General features: G+C 37.2%; 15 protein-coding genes. 7 read left to right on the top strand and 8 right to left on the bottom strand.

Annotation, left to right across the window (positions count from 1 at the left end):
- Positions 1-2 precede the first annotated feature (2 nt).
- The gene (locus tag QGN23_RS14500) at positions 3-239 is read right to left on the bottom strand and encodes a hypothetical protein (RefSeq protein WP_133439988.1); all 237 of its coding nucleotides are present in this window, start codon (positions 237-239) and stop codon (positions 3-5) included.
- A gap of 42 nt (positions 240-281) precedes the next feature.
- Here QGN23_RS14500 and QGN23_RS14495 point away from each other — a divergent pair, with 42 nt between their 5' ends.
- The 3 genes from QGN23_RS14495 to QGN23_RS14485 are packed head-to-tail and all read left to right on the top strand — an operon-like array spanning position 282 to position 2,449.
- Positions 282-1,187, top strand: coding sequence for a DUF6427 family protein (locus QGN23_RS14495; RefSeq protein WP_282904953.1), 906 nt, complete (start codon positions 282-284; stop codon positions 1,185-1,187).
- Between the two features lie 9 nt (positions 1,188-1,196).
- A complete protein-coding gene (locus QGN23_RS14490) occupies positions 1,197-1,781 on the top strand; it encodes a DUF3109 family protein (RefSeq protein WP_282904952.1) in 585 nt (194 codons plus the stop codon).
- Positions 1,782-1,804: 23 nt separating this feature from the next.
- Positions 1,805-2,449 carry an MgtC/SapB family protein gene (locus QGN23_RS14485; RefSeq protein WP_282904951.1) on the top strand — a complete coding sequence of 215 codons (645 nt, stop codon included), beginning with the start codon at positions 1,805-1,807 and terminating at the stop codon, positions 2,447-2,449.
- Positions 2,450-2,529: 80 nt separating this feature from the next.
- Here the strand turns inward: QGN23_RS14485 and QGN23_RS14480 are convergent, their stop codons facing one another.
- The 4 genes from QGN23_RS14480 to QGN23_RS14465 all read right to left on the bottom strand — a co-directional run bounded on the left by QGN23_RS14480 (position 2,530) and on the right by QGN23_RS14465 (position 7,388).
- Positions 2,530-3,864 (bottom strand): trigger factor, encoded by a 1,335-nt coding sequence (locus QGN23_RS14480; protein WP_282904950.1) that lies wholly within the window; start codon positions 3,862-3,864, stop codon positions 2,530-2,532.
- Between the two features lie 128 nt (positions 3,865-3,992).
- Positions 3,993-4,550, bottom strand: a complete 558-nt coding sequence (locus QGN23_RS14475; RefSeq protein WP_282904949.1) for a hypothetical protein — start codon at positions 4,548-4,550, stop codon at positions 3,993-3,995.
- Between the two features lie 10 nt (positions 4,551-4,560).
- Positions 4,561-6,945 (bottom strand): TonB-dependent receptor, encoded by a 2,385-nt coding sequence (locus QGN23_RS14470; RefSeq protein ID WP_282904948.1) that lies wholly within the window; start codon positions 6,943-6,945, stop codon positions 4,561-4,563.
- 89 nt (positions 6,946-7,034) lie between these two features.
- On the bottom strand, positions 7,035-7,388 hold the full coding sequence (locus QGN23_RS14465; protein WP_282904947.1) for a hypothetical protein: 354 nt from the start codon (positions 7,386-7,388) through the stop codon (positions 7,035-7,037).
- Between the two features lie 167 nt (positions 7,389-7,555).
- On the opposite strand from QGN23_RS14465, the gene pfkA reads away from it, so the two are divergent.
- The 3 genes from pfkA to QGN23_RS14450 all read left to right on the top strand — a co-directional run bounded on the left by pfkA (position 7,556) and on the right by QGN23_RS14450 (position 11,198).
- Positions 7,556-8,542 carry a 6-phosphofructokinase gene (gene pfkA, locus QGN23_RS14460; RefSeq protein ID WP_282904946.1) on the top strand — a complete coding sequence of 329 codons (987 nt, stop codon included), beginning with the start codon at positions 7,556-7,558 and terminating at the stop codon, positions 8,540-8,542.
- A gap of 33 nt (positions 8,543-8,575) precedes the next feature.
- Complete coding sequence (gene gap / locus QGN23_RS14455) at positions 8,576-9,580, top strand: type I glyceraldehyde-3-phosphate dehydrogenase (protein ID WP_282904945.1); 1,005 nt, start codon at positions 8,576-8,578, stop codon at positions 9,578-9,580.
- A gap of 784 nt (positions 9,581-10,364) precedes the next feature.
- A complete protein-coding gene (locus tag QGN23_RS14450; RefSeq protein WP_396127356.1) occupies positions 10,365-11,198 on the top strand; it encodes an oxygenase MpaB family protein in 834 nt (277 codons plus the stop codon).
- A 166-nt stretch (positions 11,199-11,364) separates the two neighbouring features.
- Here QGN23_RS14450 and QGN23_RS14445 read toward each other — a convergent pair whose 3' ends face one another.
- Positions 11,365-14,235, bottom strand: coding sequence for an alpha-amylase family glycosyl hydrolase (locus QGN23_RS14445; RefSeq protein WP_282904943.1), 2,871 nt, complete (start codon positions 14,233-14,235; stop codon positions 11,365-11,367).
- A 110-nt stretch (positions 14,236-14,345) separates the two neighbouring features.
- On the bottom strand, positions 14,346-15,086 hold the full coding sequence (locus QGN23_RS14440) for a DUF4230 domain-containing protein (RefSeq protein ID WP_282904942.1): 741 nt from the start codon (positions 15,084-15,086) through the stop codon (positions 14,346-14,348).
- A gap of 136 nt (positions 15,087-15,222) precedes the next feature.
- On the opposite strand from QGN23_RS14440, the gene aqpZ reads away from it, so the two are divergent.
- A complete protein-coding gene (gene aqpZ / locus QGN23_RS14435) occupies positions 15,223-15,939 on the top strand; it encodes an aquaporin Z (protein WP_282906413.1) in 717 nt (238 codons plus the stop codon).
- A 45-nt stretch (positions 15,940-15,984) separates the two neighbouring features.
- Here aqpZ and QGN23_RS14430 read toward each other — a convergent pair whose 3' ends face one another.
- Positions 15,985-16,524, bottom strand: coding sequence for a hypothetical protein (locus tag QGN23_RS14430; RefSeq protein ID WP_282904941.1), 540 nt, complete (start codon positions 16,522-16,524; stop codon positions 15,985-15,987).
- Between the last annotated feature and the right edge of the window lie 12 nt (positions 16,525-16,536).

Raw genomic sequence — 16,536 nt, 5'->3', positions numbered from 1 at the left:
AATTATTTACTTTCTTTTTTATAAATTTTCGGGTCGTAGTAAGGATGATTTCCTTCTGTTGGTGAGAAATACTCTTTATCCTTGTCGCCACCCAATTTTGCAACCAAAACATAGCACCAATAAGTAAATATTGCAGATGCGACCAAGAATAAAATCCAGTTTATTACATTTCCTGCGAAATCAAAAAAACCGAAAGACCATTTGAACACACTGCTTAAGAATAAGAAGAAAGACGTCATTATTTTCCTTTTTTAAATTAACTTTGCACAAATTTATAAAAAATGTTTCGATTACTTTCAAAAGAAAGCAATATTTTTTCAGTCCCCGTTTATATTGGGATTCTTCTTTTAATAGTAATTAGCTTCAATATATTGGACTTCAATACTTTAGAAATTATTTCAGCAGTAATAACTTTTGGAGGAGTTGCTTTAGGATATTTTTGTTTTAATGCGGTTGCGCTGAATTATCAAACCCATCTGCCCCTTTTTTTATATACCGTCTTTATTTTTGCCTTATATCCGGGTGATTTAGATATCGGAATTGCTGTTTCGCTGTTCACCAATTCGATTATTCTTTTGCTGTTAACGAATGATAATATTTCTATCCGTAATTTCTCTTACATTTTGGTGGGATCGATTCTGGCGCTCAATTTTATCTTTCTTCCTACCACTTGGCCAATGTCGATTTTCGTGATCTTTCACATCATTGCCACTTCCGACCGCATTGGACTGCACATTTTCCGTTTGTTTTTTGGGATGTTGCTGGTGGCACTTTCTTATTTTGGGATTGCCTATTTTCTGGGCATGAATTCCTGGAATCAGGTATACTTCCCATTTACCGGATTTAAAATACAACCCCATTTTGATCATCTTTTGTGGTTAAGTCCGGTGGCCATTTTACTGATTCACGCGGTAATGGATCATTTCAGGAACTTCAATAAAAAAAGTCCGAACAGCAGATTCAAATATACTTTTTTACTGGTATTTTCTTTAGCCCAACTGATTACCCTTTTCCTTTATATGGGAAAAACATTTGAATATTTACTTTTACTGGCTTTGCCGTCTTCCATTATTTTAAGCAGGATGCTTCGTTTTACTAAAAAATACTGGATTCAGGAAGTCAGTTTATGGGTTATTATCATTTCACTGCTTATTTTTAAACTCTCTACTTATTTTAATTTCTTTTAATACAACATCATGATTCAAATTGACGATAAATTAATTTCCGAAGATATCTTTTCTGAAGAATTTGTATGCAACCTCAGCAAATGCAAAGGCGCCTGTTGCGTAGAAGGCGACGTAGGAGCTCCTTTGGATAAAAGCGAGACCTTGATACTCGAAAGGATTTTCGATCAGGTAAAACCCTATCTCAGACCGGAAGGTGTAGAAGCCATCGAAAGGCAGGGAACCTGGGTTCTCGACCCGAGCGATAATGATTATGTAACGCCGATGGTTGAAGGAAAAGAATGTGCTTACGTGATTTTTGACGATAAAGGAATCACGAAATGTGGGATTGAAAAAGCCTATGAAGACGGCGCTGTCGACTGGCAAAAACCGATTTCCTGTCACCTATATCCTATTCGTGTGGATGAATACAGAACTTTCACAGCACTGAATTACCACAAATGGGAAATCTGCAGCGATGCCTGCGCCTTAGGAAAAGAATTAAAAGTTCCCATTTATAAATTTGTAAAAACGCCGCTCATCAGAAAATATGGTGAAGAATTTTATAAAACCTTATGCGACGCTGCGGATGAATGGAAAATTGAATATGGTTCGTAGAAAATTAATACCTTTAAATAAAAATGTCAGAACATTTTGAACTTTTAGATATTTACAAGGCGGTCATTTCATTAGTTGCCGGATTAATCCTGGGGTTAGAACGCGAAATGAAAGACAAATCTGCAGGCTTAAAAACGATTACCATCATTTGTCTGGGTTCAACACTCTTCTCTATTCTTTCTTATAAAATAGCAGGAAGCGGCGACCCGACAAGGATTGCCAGCTATATTGTGAGCGGGATTGGCTTTCTTGGAGCGGGAGTTATTTTTAAAGAAGGATTTAGTGTGTATGGTTTAACGACTGCAGGAATTATTTGGATTGCAGCGGCCATCGGAATGTCGATAGGTTTTGGTGAAATATTCATAGCCTTCACTTTTCTGATAACTGCCTTAATCGTGATCTATGTTGCAAAAATCTTCACCAGAAGTTTTGTTTCTTACCATCACAATAAGATTTTGAAATTTAAAATTCCGGTGCAGTCCATCAGTCAGAAAAAACCGATCATCCTGGAAATCAAAAAATTATCAAAAGTCGCTTACGAAATTGCTTTGGAAAAACATGGCGATTCTCTTTTCATTACCATGGATCTTCATATCAACAACCAACAAATTGAAGAACTGGAAACTTACCTTATCAGCAACAAGAATGTAGAATCATTCAGTTATTAAATTCTATCCGTTTACATTTAAACATAAAAAAAATCCGCCCCGAATTAACCGGGACGGATTTTATATTTATAAAGAAAAAATTACTTTTTCAATTCTTCCAAAAACTCATCATGAGAAATTTTGGTTTCTTTTTTAGTCGCTTTTTCTAAGATTACGTCTTTCAGTTTCGCCATTCCAACTTCAGAAGAAATCTGACGGACCTGCTCTTGATCTTTCAACATATCAGCAGCATATTTCTGTACTTCTTCATCCGGTAAATTGTGAATTCCGTACATCGCTAACTGATTACGAACCAATTGCTCCGCTTGTCCTAAAATATCTGCGTAATCCAAAGTAATCTCGTTGTCAGTCATCAATTTCCCTTCCAGGATCTGATATTTCAACTGATTTTTTTCTGCTTCTAAGATTTCTTTCGCCTGGTCTTCAGAAGTTATTTGCGCATTGCTGAACATTAACCATTTAACCAAGAAAGTTTCCGGAAGTTTTACTTCTTCTTTTTCGTTGATTTGAGCTAAAATTTTATTTACGAAATGAACATCTGCGTTTTGTTGGAAATATTCATCCAATTCAGCTTTTACTTTGTCTTTCAATTCTTCTTCAGACTTGATTGTATCTTCGCCGTAAACTTTGTCGAATAAATCCTGATTTAATTCCGCTAAGTTCAATCCGAAGAAATCTTTCACCTTAACCTCGATTTGATCGTGGTGTAAATGCTCAACTTCTTCTTTGCCGAAGCTTAGTTCTTTCGCTAATTCTTCGTTTTTCTCTAAATCTGCTTTAGAAACTTTTACTGATTCATCTTTTTTCAAAGCTTTTACCAATTCAAAAGCTGCTTTTTTCGTAGCATCAATGGTGATGTTTTTTGGTGCATGGTGGTGTTCACCTTCTGCACCTTCTTCAATCACCTGGCTGATTTCCAAAGCAACGGTAGAATCGTCAGCGATTTCCTCCTGAGGAACTTGCTCAGCGAAACGTTTCTGCATGTTTTCGATGCTCTGACCGATTTCTTTCTCAGAAGCTTCTACTTTAAAATGAGGAGCTTCGTATTTTGCCAAATCAATAGTGAAATCTGGTTCGTAACCCACTTCAAAACCAACTGAAAGCTGCTCTGCATTGTGATTTAATTCCTCAACTGGCTGAGGAACCGGCTGACCAACTAATTTCAATTTGTTATCAGAAATGTAATTGTTCAAAGCGTCTGAAACCTGTTTGTTGATTTCTTCAAAAGCAATTCCTGCCTCATATTGTTTTCTCACCATGCTCAATGGCACTTTCCCTTTTCTAAATCCAGGAACTTGTGCGTTTTTGGCGTAGTTGATCAATTGTTTTTCAACTTTATCTTTATAATCTGACTTATCTAATGTAACTGTAAGTAACGCACTTACTTCATCGTGGTTGGTCGCTGTAACGTTCATTTTAATGTATTGAAAATTTAGGTTGCAAAAATAGGAATTTTTTTTTGATTATTTTTAAAGGATAAATTTTCTTTCACTCATTCCTGAAGAATCGAAAATTTCGTCCATTTATATTGATTGAAAGTCTTTTAGTTTGAAATTGAATAAGTCGCCATCGCATCAGTTTCACCGCCGGTTACGGATCCAAATGTACTGCCGTTCCGAGACTCACTAACCGAGACTGCATCATGAATCAAGGCTAAAACCAATTGAGGATTTGTGCCGTTTCTGGCTTTAATAACCGTCCATTTTGTAATTAACCCGACTTTGTTACCATCACTTCTGACAGAAGATTCACCATCGATTCTTTCTAAATTAATATTTGAATTTTGAAAATCGAACAACAGGAAATGTTCATCTTTTGCTTCGATAATGCTTTTTGTTTCATCTTCATTCCCATTAAGAAACACTGTATTTACGGTATAAGTTTTTCCGTCTGTTAGCTTAATATCCGGATTCGTTGTAGAATTTACCGTATAATTATATGTATTTGTAATTCCGGTTGCGTCATCTTTTACATTTAGAATAATATTTGAAATATCTTCCTGAGAAAGAACGTCCTCATCTTCATCAGTGCGGCTGCAGCTTACCACAAAAACGGTTATTAAAAATAGGACGATATATTTAAGTTTAATTAATGATTTCATTTTTAATGATTTAGAAGTTGTATTTAACATTGAAAATAATATTTCTGCCCATTTCGTAAGAGAAATAACGCATTCTGTTTAGGTAATCTTTGTAATTGGTGTCGAAAAGATTGGTCACATTTAAACCGGCTGAAAAATGTTTGTTAAAATCGAAACCGGTTTGCACGCTCCACAAAGTATAAGTTGGTGGCGGCGTAGAAAGATCCAAAGTTTTTTCAACCTCAATTCCGTTTTCGAAAATATTGATGGTTGGATTCAATATTGGAAATCTTTTTTGTTGTAAGAATGTTTGTTGCTGAACTTTGAAATAGAAATTTTTCCATTTCTCATTTTTGAATTCTAAACTGTTCGCAAAATTTGTTGGAACCATCATTATTAATGGCTGGCCGTTCGTCTGATCTTCACCATTGATGTAAGAGAAATTTCCTTGATATTCAAAATGATCATTCAATTTCAACTGCGCATCGACATCCAAACCATACATTCTCGCATCGATCTGCTGGTAAGACCACACTGGAAAAACGCCGCGGATTGTATTCTGAATACCTGTTGGAATTTCAGTAATAAAGTTTTTAGTGATAAATAAATACGGATTTACAGTAATTCTTGCACCATCCAAAATATTCAGTTTTCCATCGATATTTAAATTGAATTGGTTTCCCTCTTCATTTTTCATCCCCATATTTCCTACCTCGATAATCGCAGCGGAATGATGCAATCCATCAGCAAAAAGTTCTGCAATATTGGGAGTTCGTCCTACTTTCGCATAATTCAGTTTCACATCAAAATTCTTCGAAGGTTGATAATCTAAACCTGCATTAAATGATAAATTCTTGTAGGTTAAGTTCGGTTTGGTAAAAACACGGTTTCCATCGGTCTTCACATAAAACTGAGGAAAAGTATCTGCGTACAGGTTTTCCCAATCGCTGAGATCATACCATTTTTTGACTTCATATTTTGTCACGTCATATCGCAAACCGGCTTCTGTACTTAGTTTCGGCGTCAACTTATATTTAAAAACAGAATAAACGCCGCCTGCATACTGATAATAATTAGGAACGAGTCTTCTTGCCTGCGTTTCCGGCGTGGAATAATTGAACTGGTATTTCAAATCGATCCCGGTTTCTAAATTCCAATACTGTCGCTCGATAAAATCATTGATATTGATCTGATTCGTGAACAGTTCCAAATCCAAAGACGGAATTTCAGCGAGTTCACCTCTTCGAACATCATATTCTTTTCGATGATTATATTGAAAGTTGTAATCAACGGAAACTTTTCCCAATTTTTCAAATCTTTTAAAGGCAGAAATCTTTGCGATATGGTGCTGAACATCCTGTTTCGGATTGTCGATCGCGTAAGAAAAATCTCTTTTATAAATAGGAATATCAGTTGTAAGTGCTTTATAAAAATCTTCTAAATTCCCCAAATCGGATCCACGGTAAATCCCAATTTCCTGATTGGTAATACTGTAATCAAAAGAAATTCCCTGTAAAAAAGAGTTCTTTTGCACCGTAAGACTGAATGAATTATTCTGAAGTCCGGTATTCATTAAATAATAATCGGGAGTTTTCAAGTCACCCAATTTCTTAAATCCGCCGGTAGACTTTATCGCCCAACCATTTTCCCAGGTTTTCAATAAATTAACTGCAAGACCGATTCCCCGCCCGTTAGAAATTCCCGAAAGACTTGCACTTCCCTGGATTGTATCTTTCTTTTTGTAAACGGCAGGTTCCAGCACAACCACCCCACCGATGGCATCGCTTCCGTATTTTAAAGCTGAAGCACCTTTGATAACATCGACATGATCAAATTGGTTAACGTCGATATTCGGTGCATGTTCTACGCCCCATTCCTGTTCCGCCATTTTCACGCCGTTGTTGATGATGGCAACTCGGCTTCCGTAAAGCCCATGAATAATTGGTTTCGCGATATTATTCCCTGTTTTTAAAGCGCCAACCCCCGAAATGCCGGACAGGATATTTCCCAAATTCTCGGTTGAGTTCCGGTCGATTTCGGTTCTGTCTAAAGTTTTCACGATTAAGGAATTCGCATTTTTGTGTGTTGCGTGAAGGGTAATGGTTTCGATATCGGCAATATGGTGTTCGAGCTGAATCGTCAACTCCATATCTTTATTCACCGTAAGTTCTTCAGTAAAAGGGTTACAGTCAGGATGATTTGCAATCAATGTGTATTTTCCTTTTTGTAAAGCTTTAAAAGTGAAATTTCCATTGTCGTCTGAAACCTGCGATAATTTCCCGATGGTGATTGCAGCGTTTTTCAAAGGTACTTTATCGTGATAATCAATCACTTTTCCTTTAACTGTAAAATTAGTCTGTGCGTTTGTAAATAACAATCCAAAAAAGATTGCGATGATATTTAAAGTAAATTTCATTTAAATTGAGTTTAAGAATAAAAACACATGAACAATTAAAAAATCTGAAAATCAATTTCTTACTGTTCATTTCGAAAAAAAAGCTGTTTTTAAATGAAAGATGGCGGACCGCGCAACCGGAAATTAAAGAGTGCAAGCGGACTGAAAGTTTGTTCTTCGGTGAAGATTTCTAAGCGAGAATCCTCAATTGAAATTGCTGAAAAGAAAAAGTTTTGCGGTGTGAGATATTTTCCCTCATGCAAAATATGACAGGACAAACAATCAGAATATTGTACGGCAGCAGAAGATTTTGTAAAAGTCTTCTCAATTTTAGTAAAATGAAAATCCTTGAATACTTCACCGCTTCCATGGTTATGAAAACTTTGAGAAAACAAAGCGACGAAAAGATAGACCGCAGTAAAAAGCGATGCTAAAATTTTCTGATTTTTTCTATTTCTCAACATTTTGCAAATTTAGGATTTTTATAACGAAAGAAAAAAATGAAATCCCGGCCCTGTTAATTTAATAAAAAAATGAAATTAATCATCACTTAGAAAACAGTTAAATCTCATTCCCTAAAGCCTTACATAATTGATAGAGATTTCGTAAATTTGTGCTGAAATTTTTAACTATGAAAGAAAGTGCGGTGAAAAAGATTGTGGTTCTCACATCAGGCGGAGACGCTCCGGGAATGAATGCAGCATTAAGAGCGGTCGTAAGAACCGCAAGTCACTACAAAATAGAATGTTATGGAGTAAGAGAGGGTTTCAATGGTTTAATCAACGATGATTTCACGAAAATGGGACCACGTTCCGTTAAAAATATCATCACCGAAGGCGGTACGATTTTAAAATCAGCAAGATCCTTAGAATTTAAAACACCGGAAGGCAGAAAAAAAGCTTACGAAAACTGTGTAAAACACGGTATCGACGGGATGGTCTGTATCGGTGGAGATGGTACTTTCAAAGGAGCGCAAATTTTCTGCGAAGAATTCGGAATCCATGTAATTGGAGTTCCTGGAACCATAGACAACGATATTTTCGGAACCGATAATACGATTGGTTATGATACCGCTTTGAATACCGCAATGGAAGCCATCGATAAAATCAGAGACACTGCCACTTCTCATAACAGAATATTTTTTGTTGAAGTGATGGGACGTGACGCTGGATTTATCGCTTTAAACAGCGGTTTGGCTACTGGAGCAATTGGCATTTTAATTCCAGAAAAAAAAGACAGTATCGATGAACTTTTCTCCACTTTCAAACGAGCAGAGAAAGCTGGAAAAGCTTCCAGTATCGTGGTGGTTGCCGAAGGTGAAAAATTAGGAAGTATTTACGATATTGCAAAAGCAACAAAAGCTGGTTTCCCTGATTATGATATCCGCGTCGCCGTATTAGGTCACATTCAGAGAGGTGGATCACCGAGTTGTGCAGACCGCGTCTTAGCCAGCAGATTGGGCTACGGTGCTGTAATTGGTTTAATGGACGGCAAAACCAATATGATGGTAGGAATGCAGTCCAACAAAATGACTTACACGGAAATCGAAGAAGCCGTAAAAAAACACAATGAAATTGATCAGGATTTACTGAAAATTTCAGAAATTCTGTCTATTTAATTTAACAATAAATTTAATTTTAAAATAAAAATTATGTCAACAATCAAAGTAGGAATCAACGGATTCGGTAGAATTGGTCGTCTTGTTTTCAGAGCAATGGCCGAAAGAGAAAACATCGAAGTTGTAGGAATCAACGACCTTATCAATGCCGAATACATGGCTTATATGCTAAAGTATGATTCTGTACATGGGGAATTCAAAGGTGAGGTTTCTGTAGAAGGAAATGACCTTATCGTGAATGGAAAAAGAATCAGAGTAACTGCCGAAAGAGATCCTAACAACTTGAAATGGAATGAAGTTGGCGCAGAATATATCGTAGAATCTACAGGATTATTCCTTTCCAAAGAAGCTGCACAAGCGCACATCAACGCCGGTGCGAAAAAAGTAATCCTTTCTGCTCCTTCGAAAGATGATACTCCTATGTTTGTAATGGGAGTGAATCACAAAGAATTGACAGACGATATCAAAATTTTCTCAAACGCTTCCTGTACCACCAACTGTTTGGCACCGATTGCGAAAGTAATGCACGACAACTTCGGAATTGTAGAAGGTTTAATGACTACGGTTCACGCAACTACAGCAACTCAAAAAACGGTTGACGGACCTTCAGTAAAAGACTGGAGAGGTGGCCGTTCTGCTTTGAACAACATCATCCCTTCTTCTACAGGAGCTGCAAAAGCAGTAGGAAAAGTAATTCCTGCACTAAACGGAAAATTAACCGGAATGTCTTTCAGAGTACCAACAGCAGACGTTTCTGTAGTTGACTTAACCGTGAGATTAGAAAAACCTACTTCTTACGAAGAAATCTGCCAGGCAATGAAAAAAGCTTCAGAAGGTGAATTAAAAGGAATTTTAGGTTACACTGAAGATGCAGTAGTTTCTCAGGATTTCGTAGGTGAAAAAAGAACTTCAGTATTTGATAAAGACGCTGGAATCATGTTATCTCCACAATTCGTGAAAATCGTTTCCTGGTACGATAACGAAATGGGATATTCTAATAAATTAGCTGATTTATTGGTACATTCTGCTTCTTTATAGTCAGAATTTCATTAATGAAAATAGCAAAACCTCTCGATTTCGGGAGGTTTTTTTTATATGGAGAATTTGGGCAATCCCCTCGCCAAGCAAAACCAGCCGCTCGGGTCGGGCTATCCGTTGCAATTCCTCGGGTCAGCACTCGCTTCTCTCATGCTTCCCCTGCGGGATTTCCACTGCTATCCCTATTGCGGGGCAGTTATAAAAAAACAATCGGCTTAAAAATTGCAGAAAGAAATCCGTAAATTAACGTGCAGGAAATTCCACGCTATTTTAGAATCAAATGAATTTCCTTTTGCTATGTAAAATCTAAGATTCGAAGGCGCCAAGAGACTTTGCCTTTAAATAAAAATTATTTAGAATAAAAACTTTGCGTCCAGTGCGTTAAAAACAATTCCACATTGTACGAGATTAATAAACTATGACACCAAAATTTCAAAACGCTACTCATTTCAAGAACTTCTGGGAAAAAGGAAACGGAAAAGAATTGCTCGATTGGGCAGCAATACAACCGGACATTCAAACTTTTTATAAATATCTCCCACTTTATCATCAGGCAGATGAACTGGGCGATGAAGTTGTGAAAGAAACCTATCTGAAACTTCATTACAGAGATGCAGGTTCTTTAATACAAAAATATTCGGAACAACCAATTTCCGAAACTGATGACACGCCAGAAAAGGTAAAAAAACTATTTCTCCAACTGCAGGAAATTCCCGATTGGTTCGACGAAAATTCAGCCAACGTCGGTGCGAGATTCTGCATGAGAACCGGGGCAAATGGTTTAATGATTTTGCGGGATTTCACTTTGATGGGCGGTTACGATTTCGCCTATATCAGCAAGCCTCTAATCTTTACCGAAGCTTTAAAAAAAGGAGCAGTAAAACGATTGAAAGACACCCTGGAATTCTGGGTAAATGTCACCAGAGAAAATGCTTTGAAACCCAATTCAGAAGCTTATCAGTTGATTGTAAGAACGCGGCTAATGCATTCTTATGCCCGTTTAAAAATCAAAGAAAAGACGGAAAATTGGGATGACGAAAATTGGGGCGAACCGATCAATCATTGGGATATGATCGCCACTTATACCGGTTTTTCTTTAGTTTTCATGCAGGGTTTAAAAAAATTGGGAATTCTGATTTCGGAGGAAGAAGAAAAAGGTGTTTTTCATCTTTGGAAATACATCGGTTATTTGCTGGGAATTCCTGTGGCGTTTTTGCCGGATAACCGCCAGCAGGCAGTAGAACAGTTTTATTGGTGGACGACCCTGCAGGATAAAGGCGACGATGATTCGGTTCAATTGGCAAAAGCTTTGTTGAATGAAAATCTAGAGAACACGATTTACAAACATTCTTTTCAACGGAAAATATTGAAAAATTTACATCAAAGCATGAACTGGTTTTTATTGGACGAGAAAATTAATGAAAGACTTCAAATTCCAAAACCAGCAAAAGCATTTTTTGTTTTCCCGAAAATCGTTTTGAAAGGAAATCAAATTTCTCAGAAAATCTATTTACGCAATTCCACCAAATACCAAAAACTGGTAGAAATGGGAGATGAACAGCAGCGGAAAGTTTTGGTAGATTATATTAAACATACTCCGAAAGATTTTCATTATTAATAAAAACAATAATTAATCTTACAGGTTTTGGCTGATTTTATCATTCTGTAAACGGGCTAAAACCCGTTCCTATTGATGCCTGAATCTCGTTCAAAATCAAACTGGATTATCAAAAAAAACGGTTCGCATATCCCGCGAACCGTCATTAATTATATTTGAAAAAAAATTATTTCACCATCATTTTGGTAACCGCAACTCCTTTGTCAGCCTTCAACTGAATTAAATAAATCCCGGCTTTTAACCCGTTGATAGAGATCGTGTCATCACCATTATCTTTAGAAGCTTTTACTGTTTTAACCAAAACTCCTGCAAGATCATAAATCGCAATGGTTCCGTTTTTCGCATTCGTATAACGAACAGTTGCATTTCCATTGGTAACCGGATTTTGAGTCAATTTCAGAGAGACTGAACTTTTATTCCCAATCACTTCATCAGTTCCTAAAGCCGCAGCATTTCCGAAAATCCTGAAACCTCCGGGTTCAATCGTAACCGGCGTTGCGGTGTTTGTTACAGAAAGCGAACTGTTATCCATTAAATTTACCCAGTTTCCGGTGTAAGGGAAATCAGGAACAATATTTTGAGAAGTCAGTGTAAAGTTGGCTAGAACAACCACATTTTTCAATGCACTTGCAGTCGAGGTATTATTGATAAAAATTCTTGGCATTAAGTTTCCTGACTCAACGGTGAAAGTTGTCGTATTGAAAACATCATTCGATAATCTCAAGGCAAGAATCTTCGCCCAAGTATCATAAACTGATTTTCTGGCTGCATCCTGATCATAGGCCAAACCAAACGCTGATGGTTTTGGATCTAATTTACAGTCTCCCGGAGTCGAATCAGTTTCTGTATTTACAGTACCGTTTTCGCAGGTGTAAATGCTTTTGTCGAATCCTAATTCCGCAAACTGCCAAATCATCTTTGGTCCCGGAACCGTTAAGAAAACAGCACCGTACGCTTTTTGTCTTTGAAGGGAAGTTGCTAAATCTCTAACGTTATAAGTTCCTGCAGATCCACCAAAAGTGATATTCTTATACATCAGTCTCTCTTCATCATGACTTTCACCATAACTAACAGCTCGCCTTTGCTGAAAACCGTGCGCTTTAAAATTAACCCTATTAAAATTACTGTTTGGCGCAAAGCCCATCGTATTTTCATTGTAAGGAGTGGTTTCTTTATCCCACATCATGACTCCTTTTCCTTCCGTCACTTTATGATTAGCCCATTGTGCTTCTTCGGAATCGGTTCCTAAATGTTCGAAAATAATATACGACGTAGGATCATAACTCCACTGGTTATCTGCATACGCTTTCAGAATATTTACCCGATCCTGCTGATAAGTGTTGGTACAGGTATCATTTCCTGCAGTACAGTTCTGCGTAAATCCTTTCGTTAAATCCCAACGGAAACCATCTACTTTATATTCTTTAATCCATTGTTCAAGAACACGATTCACATAATATTTAGTGGCAGAACTTGAATGGTTAAAGTCATTAAACACACTGTAAGAATGTTTTGCAACCTGATTGAAATAAGGATTATTGGCCGCAGGATCACCATAACCATCTCCATCGGGATCGATCATCCACATTCTGGTCAAAGGACTTCTTCCGGTGGCATGATTTAAGGCAATATCAAGAATTACGGCAATTCCATTTTGGTGACACAAATCGATAAACTCTTTGAATTTTTCCGGCGTTCCGTATGCTTTATCTAAAGCGTAATGAAATCCTGTATTATATCCCCATGAATTATTTCCATCAAATTCCATCACCGGCATTAATTCTACCGCATTGATATTTAATGATTTTAAATAAGATATTTTATCGATCAGCGACTGCCAGGTTTTTTCGGCGGTAAAGTCTCGCACCAGTAATTCGTAAACGATTAAGTTTTCTTTTGCCGGTTTATTAAAATTGGTCATCGTCCAGTTATAAGCCGGTTTCGCTGTTTGGATCACAGATACATCAAAACTTTGTCCTGCAGGATATGCCGGAAGATTAGGGTAAACATTGGCATACTGGTTAATCCAGGGATCATCATCCGGTGATAACACTAAAGGCGAAAAAGGATCCGCGACTTTAATTCCGTCCGCCGTTCTGTACTGGAAAGTATAGACCTGCTGAGGAGTAAGTCCTGTAACTTCCAACCAATAAAGGTCAGGATTTACCGTATCCTTTTTCATTAAATAATTAGCGCTTACCGCCCAGTTATTAAAACTTCCGATCACATGAACATACGCTTTTAAAGGAGCATAAATTGCCAAACCTACTTTGGTCGGATCTGCCGGATCATAAGAAATCCCCTGTCTCATGTACGAAGGAATCGCCGCAGTTTGTACCGGAATTGAAAGCGCTACTGTAAACGTTTTACTCACCACAGTTGTTCCGGTTGCTGCATCGGTGGCAATAACTTCCATCGCAGCATCTTGATTCACTGTGTATGGAAAATTCAAAGTTGTAGAAGCAGCGGAACTCGTGTACACCTGATTTCCATTGGCTTTAATTACAAAATTCGAAGATACAGTTGATGTTCCTGTAATATTAATCACGGTTCCTGAAGTGACAACATTAGTACTTCCCTGGACAGGATTGGTTAAATTAAACTGAAATTTACCCACATTCATCAAAATATCCTTTGACTGAACTGATCCATTTACCGTTTTAACCAGAAATCCAATTTTAGAAAGAGGATTTGCACGGTTTCCATAAAAGGATTTTACCGTATTCATGGTAAATGTATACGTTCCGGTATTACCCGAACTTGATACGTAGGTTAATTTATTGGCAGCATTCGAAGCTAGCCATGTTCCGTTCGTCAGACAATCTGCCTGCGTAGTGTTCGAGTCAAAAGACCAAGCCCAAAGATAGAGCGCATGTGAGGATGCGACTCCAAATGCTGCTTCATTTACAGTAAAAGTCACCGTAATTGCTTCCGTTTCATTAAATGTCGTTGGGTTTACCACATACGGAACATCTTGCTGAGCTGCTGCAAAAAATGGAAGCAAAAAGGCCAGAAAGAGGGTGTAAAAATATTTCATGTTTAATTAATTTAAGAATGTAAAAATAGCAAAGTAAAAGATGTAAAAGTGCGTATATTATTTTTAATTAATGATAAGAATTTAAACCAGAATTCTTTCAAAAAATGATATCATTCTTTTGAAAAATCATTTATTGAAGGCGATCGATATTCAATTCGATTTTTGCTTTCAGAAATAACATTGGCATTTTCCAGGAAAAAATTTTTCCCGGCTAAAAGCTCTGTAAGTAAAGTCCGCATTTGTTCTGCCGCCACTTCCGGAAGATGGGATTTTTTCGCCGCTTCGATGACTTGCTGTTTTCCGTTTTGCTGAATCTTGGCCAAATCATCTTTGCTGAAGAGGTTGAAAAACTGTTCCTCGATATTATAGTATTTATAATCGGTTTCTGTCGAAAGAATTTCCGGTGCGGGAAAATTCAGCAATTTTACTTTTCTGTTCTGTTCATCGATTTCCCATTTAAATTTTTCAAAGTCATAACCCACCAAAACTTTTGCCTGAACAATGACCAAAGCTTTCTTTTTTGATGGAATAAAATTAAAGATTTTGGTCGTTTCTTCGTAATTATAGATTTCGTTAAAATGTCCTTCTGCAGAAACCACTTTGAAAACTTTGCGCATACTTTCAGCAATGGTGTGCGAACTTTCAGTAATAACAGCTGGTTCCGCTGTCAATTTTTTGGACGCTAAAAAAGCAATAATTCCACCGAGAACCAATCCTAACAATAACATTAGAACCGTCATCATGGAATTTACTGAATTACTTTGCGTCATTTGATAAAGGAAGAATCCTAGGAAAACAACCATTAAAATCCCCAAAGACCAAAGTACTATTTTGAATTTACCAGAGTTCATCTGCTTATATTTCCTGTAAAGATAATAATTTTGAAAATGGATTACTACATCCTAAAAATAGAACCCTATTTTTTCACGAATCAGAAAATGGCGTTGAAAAAATTGATAACTTTGAGTAACATAAAAACACAAAATGATGAAAAGAAAATTAGCCGCCGAATTTTTCGGCACGTTTTGGTTGGTATTCGGTGGCTGCGGGGCCGCAGTATTCTCTGCCGGAGTTCCCAACCTCGGAATCGGATTACTGGGAGTCGCACTGGCTTTCGGCCTATCTGTTTTAACCATGGTCTATGCCGTAGGACACATTTCCGGTGGCCATTTTAATCCGGCTGTTTCCTGTGGACTTGTTGCAGGAGGCAGATTTCCCGCAAAAGATTTGTTGCCTTATATCATTGCTCAATGCCTCGGCGCATTGGCTGCAGCAGGCTGTCTCTATTTGATTCTCAATGGTGCAGGTGCCTTTTCCCGAGAGGGAGCCGGAGCATTTGCTTCAAATTTTTACGGTGAAGCCGTTTATAATGGACGAGCTTTTAGTTTGGGAGCCGCATTTTTAGCCGAGTTTTTATTGACCGCGTTTTTCATATTTGTCATTATGGGCGCAACGGATAAATACGCCAACGGAAAATTCGCAGGAATCGCAATTGGTTTAACGTTGACTTTAATTCACTTGATTTGTATTCCGATTACAAATACTTCGGTAAATCCTGCCAGAGCAACTTCACAGGCGATTTTTGTGGGCGGACTTGCCCTTCATCAACTCTGGTTATTTTGGGTGGCTCCAATTTTAGGAGGTGTAACCGGCGGTTTAATTTATAACTATTTATTTCAAGAAAATGAAGTAGAAGTTGCATAAAAGCAAATTCAATAAAAAAAATAATCCGCTCATCACTGGGCGGTTTTATTTTTTCTGTAAAAATTTCGGTGGCAGAATTAATTCTTCGAACTTCCCTTTCACTTCCAATTTTTTAAAGTAAAGATTTCTCGCCGTTATTTTCAGCATTAAATCTTTGTCAAAGAATTTCCAGAATTTTTCTTCATGAACGTTTTCTGGTTTTCTGATTTCTTCAAAAGTGGTTTTCCAGGAATCAGGATTATGATAAAACTCTATGATTCCGCAATGCTCAGGAATATCCGCAATTTCAATCAACCCTTGTGGCAACAGAAAACTGAACCTGTTGCACGGATAATCGCCACACGAAATTTTATCGTGTTTTAGGAATTTCTCCTTGGTTTTCTGGTTTTGATATTGTTTTTTGAAATCGTTTTTAAAATCAGCTTTTGAAAATTTGATTTCGATTTCATGACTGAATCCTTCCTCATTAATAATTAAAATATCAGCTTCCCAATCGGAATGAAAGTGATTCGTCAACACCAGATCCTTCTCGAAATCGCAAAATTGTGAGATATAATTATAGGTAAGTTCTTCAACTTTTAGCATGAAAATTTAATT

Source organism: Chryseobacterium gotjawalense, from assembly GCF_030012525.1.
Taxonomy (GTDB): domain Bacteria; phylum Bacteroidota; class Bacteroidia; order Flavobacteriales; family Weeksellaceae; genus Kaistella; species Kaistella gotjawalense.
This window is presented reverse-complemented; position numbering and strand designations above follow the sequence as displayed.

Coding starts and splice junctions, on each gene's coding strand:
- QGN23_RS14500 (WP_133439988.1), bottom strand. CDS start 239: ATGACGTCTTTCTTCTTATTCTTAAGCAGTGTGTTCAAATGGTCTTTC.
- QGN23_RS14495 (WP_282904953.1), top strand. CDS start 282: ATGTTTCGATTACTTTCAAAAGAAAGCAATATTTTTTCAGTCCCCGTT.
- QGN23_RS14490 (WP_282904952.1), top strand. CDS start 1,197: ATGATTCAAATTGACGATAAATTAATTTCCGAAGATATCTTTTCTGAA.
- QGN23_RS14485 (WP_282904951.1), top strand. CDS start 1,805: ATGTCAGAACATTTTGAACTTTTAGATATTTACAAGGCGGTCATTTCA.
- QGN23_RS14480 (WP_282904950.1), bottom strand. CDS start 3,864: ATGAACGTTACAGCGACCAACCACGATGAAGTAAGTGCGTTACTTACA.
- QGN23_RS14475 (WP_282904949.1), bottom strand. CDS start 4,550: ATGAAATCATTAATTAAACTTAAATATATCGTCCTATTTTTAATAACC.
- QGN23_RS14470 (WP_282904948.1), bottom strand. CDS start 6,945: ATGAAATTTACTTTAAATATCATCGCAATCTTTTTTGGATTGTTATTT.
- QGN23_RS14465 (WP_282904947.1), bottom strand. CDS start 7,388: ATGTTGAGAAATAGAAAAAATCAGAAAATTTTAGCATCGCTTTTTACT.
- pfkA (WP_282904946.1), top strand. CDS start 7,556: ATGAAAGAAAGTGCGGTGAAAAAGATTGTGGTTCTCACATCAGGCGGA.
- gap (WP_282904945.1), top strand. CDS start 8,576: ATGTCAACAATCAAAGTAGGAATCAACGGATTCGGTAGAATTGGTCGT.
- QGN23_RS14450 (WP_396127356.1), top strand. CDS start 10,365: ATGATTTTGCGGGATTTCACTTTGATGGGCGGTTACGATTTCGCCTAT.
- QGN23_RS14445 (WP_282904943.1), bottom strand. CDS start 14,235: ATGAAATATTTTTACACCCTCTTTCTGGCCTTTTTGCTTCCATTTTTT.
- QGN23_RS14440 (WP_282904942.1), bottom strand. CDS start 15,086: ATGAACTCTGGTAAATTCAAAATAGTACTTTGGTCTTTGGGGATTTTA.
- aqpZ (WP_282906413.1), top strand. CDS start 15,223: ATGAAAAGAAAATTAGCCGCCGAATTTTTCGGCACGTTTTGGTTGGTA.
- QGN23_RS14430 (WP_282904941.1), bottom strand. CDS start 16,524: ATGCTAAAAGTTGAAGAACTTACCTATAATTATATCTCACAATTTTGC.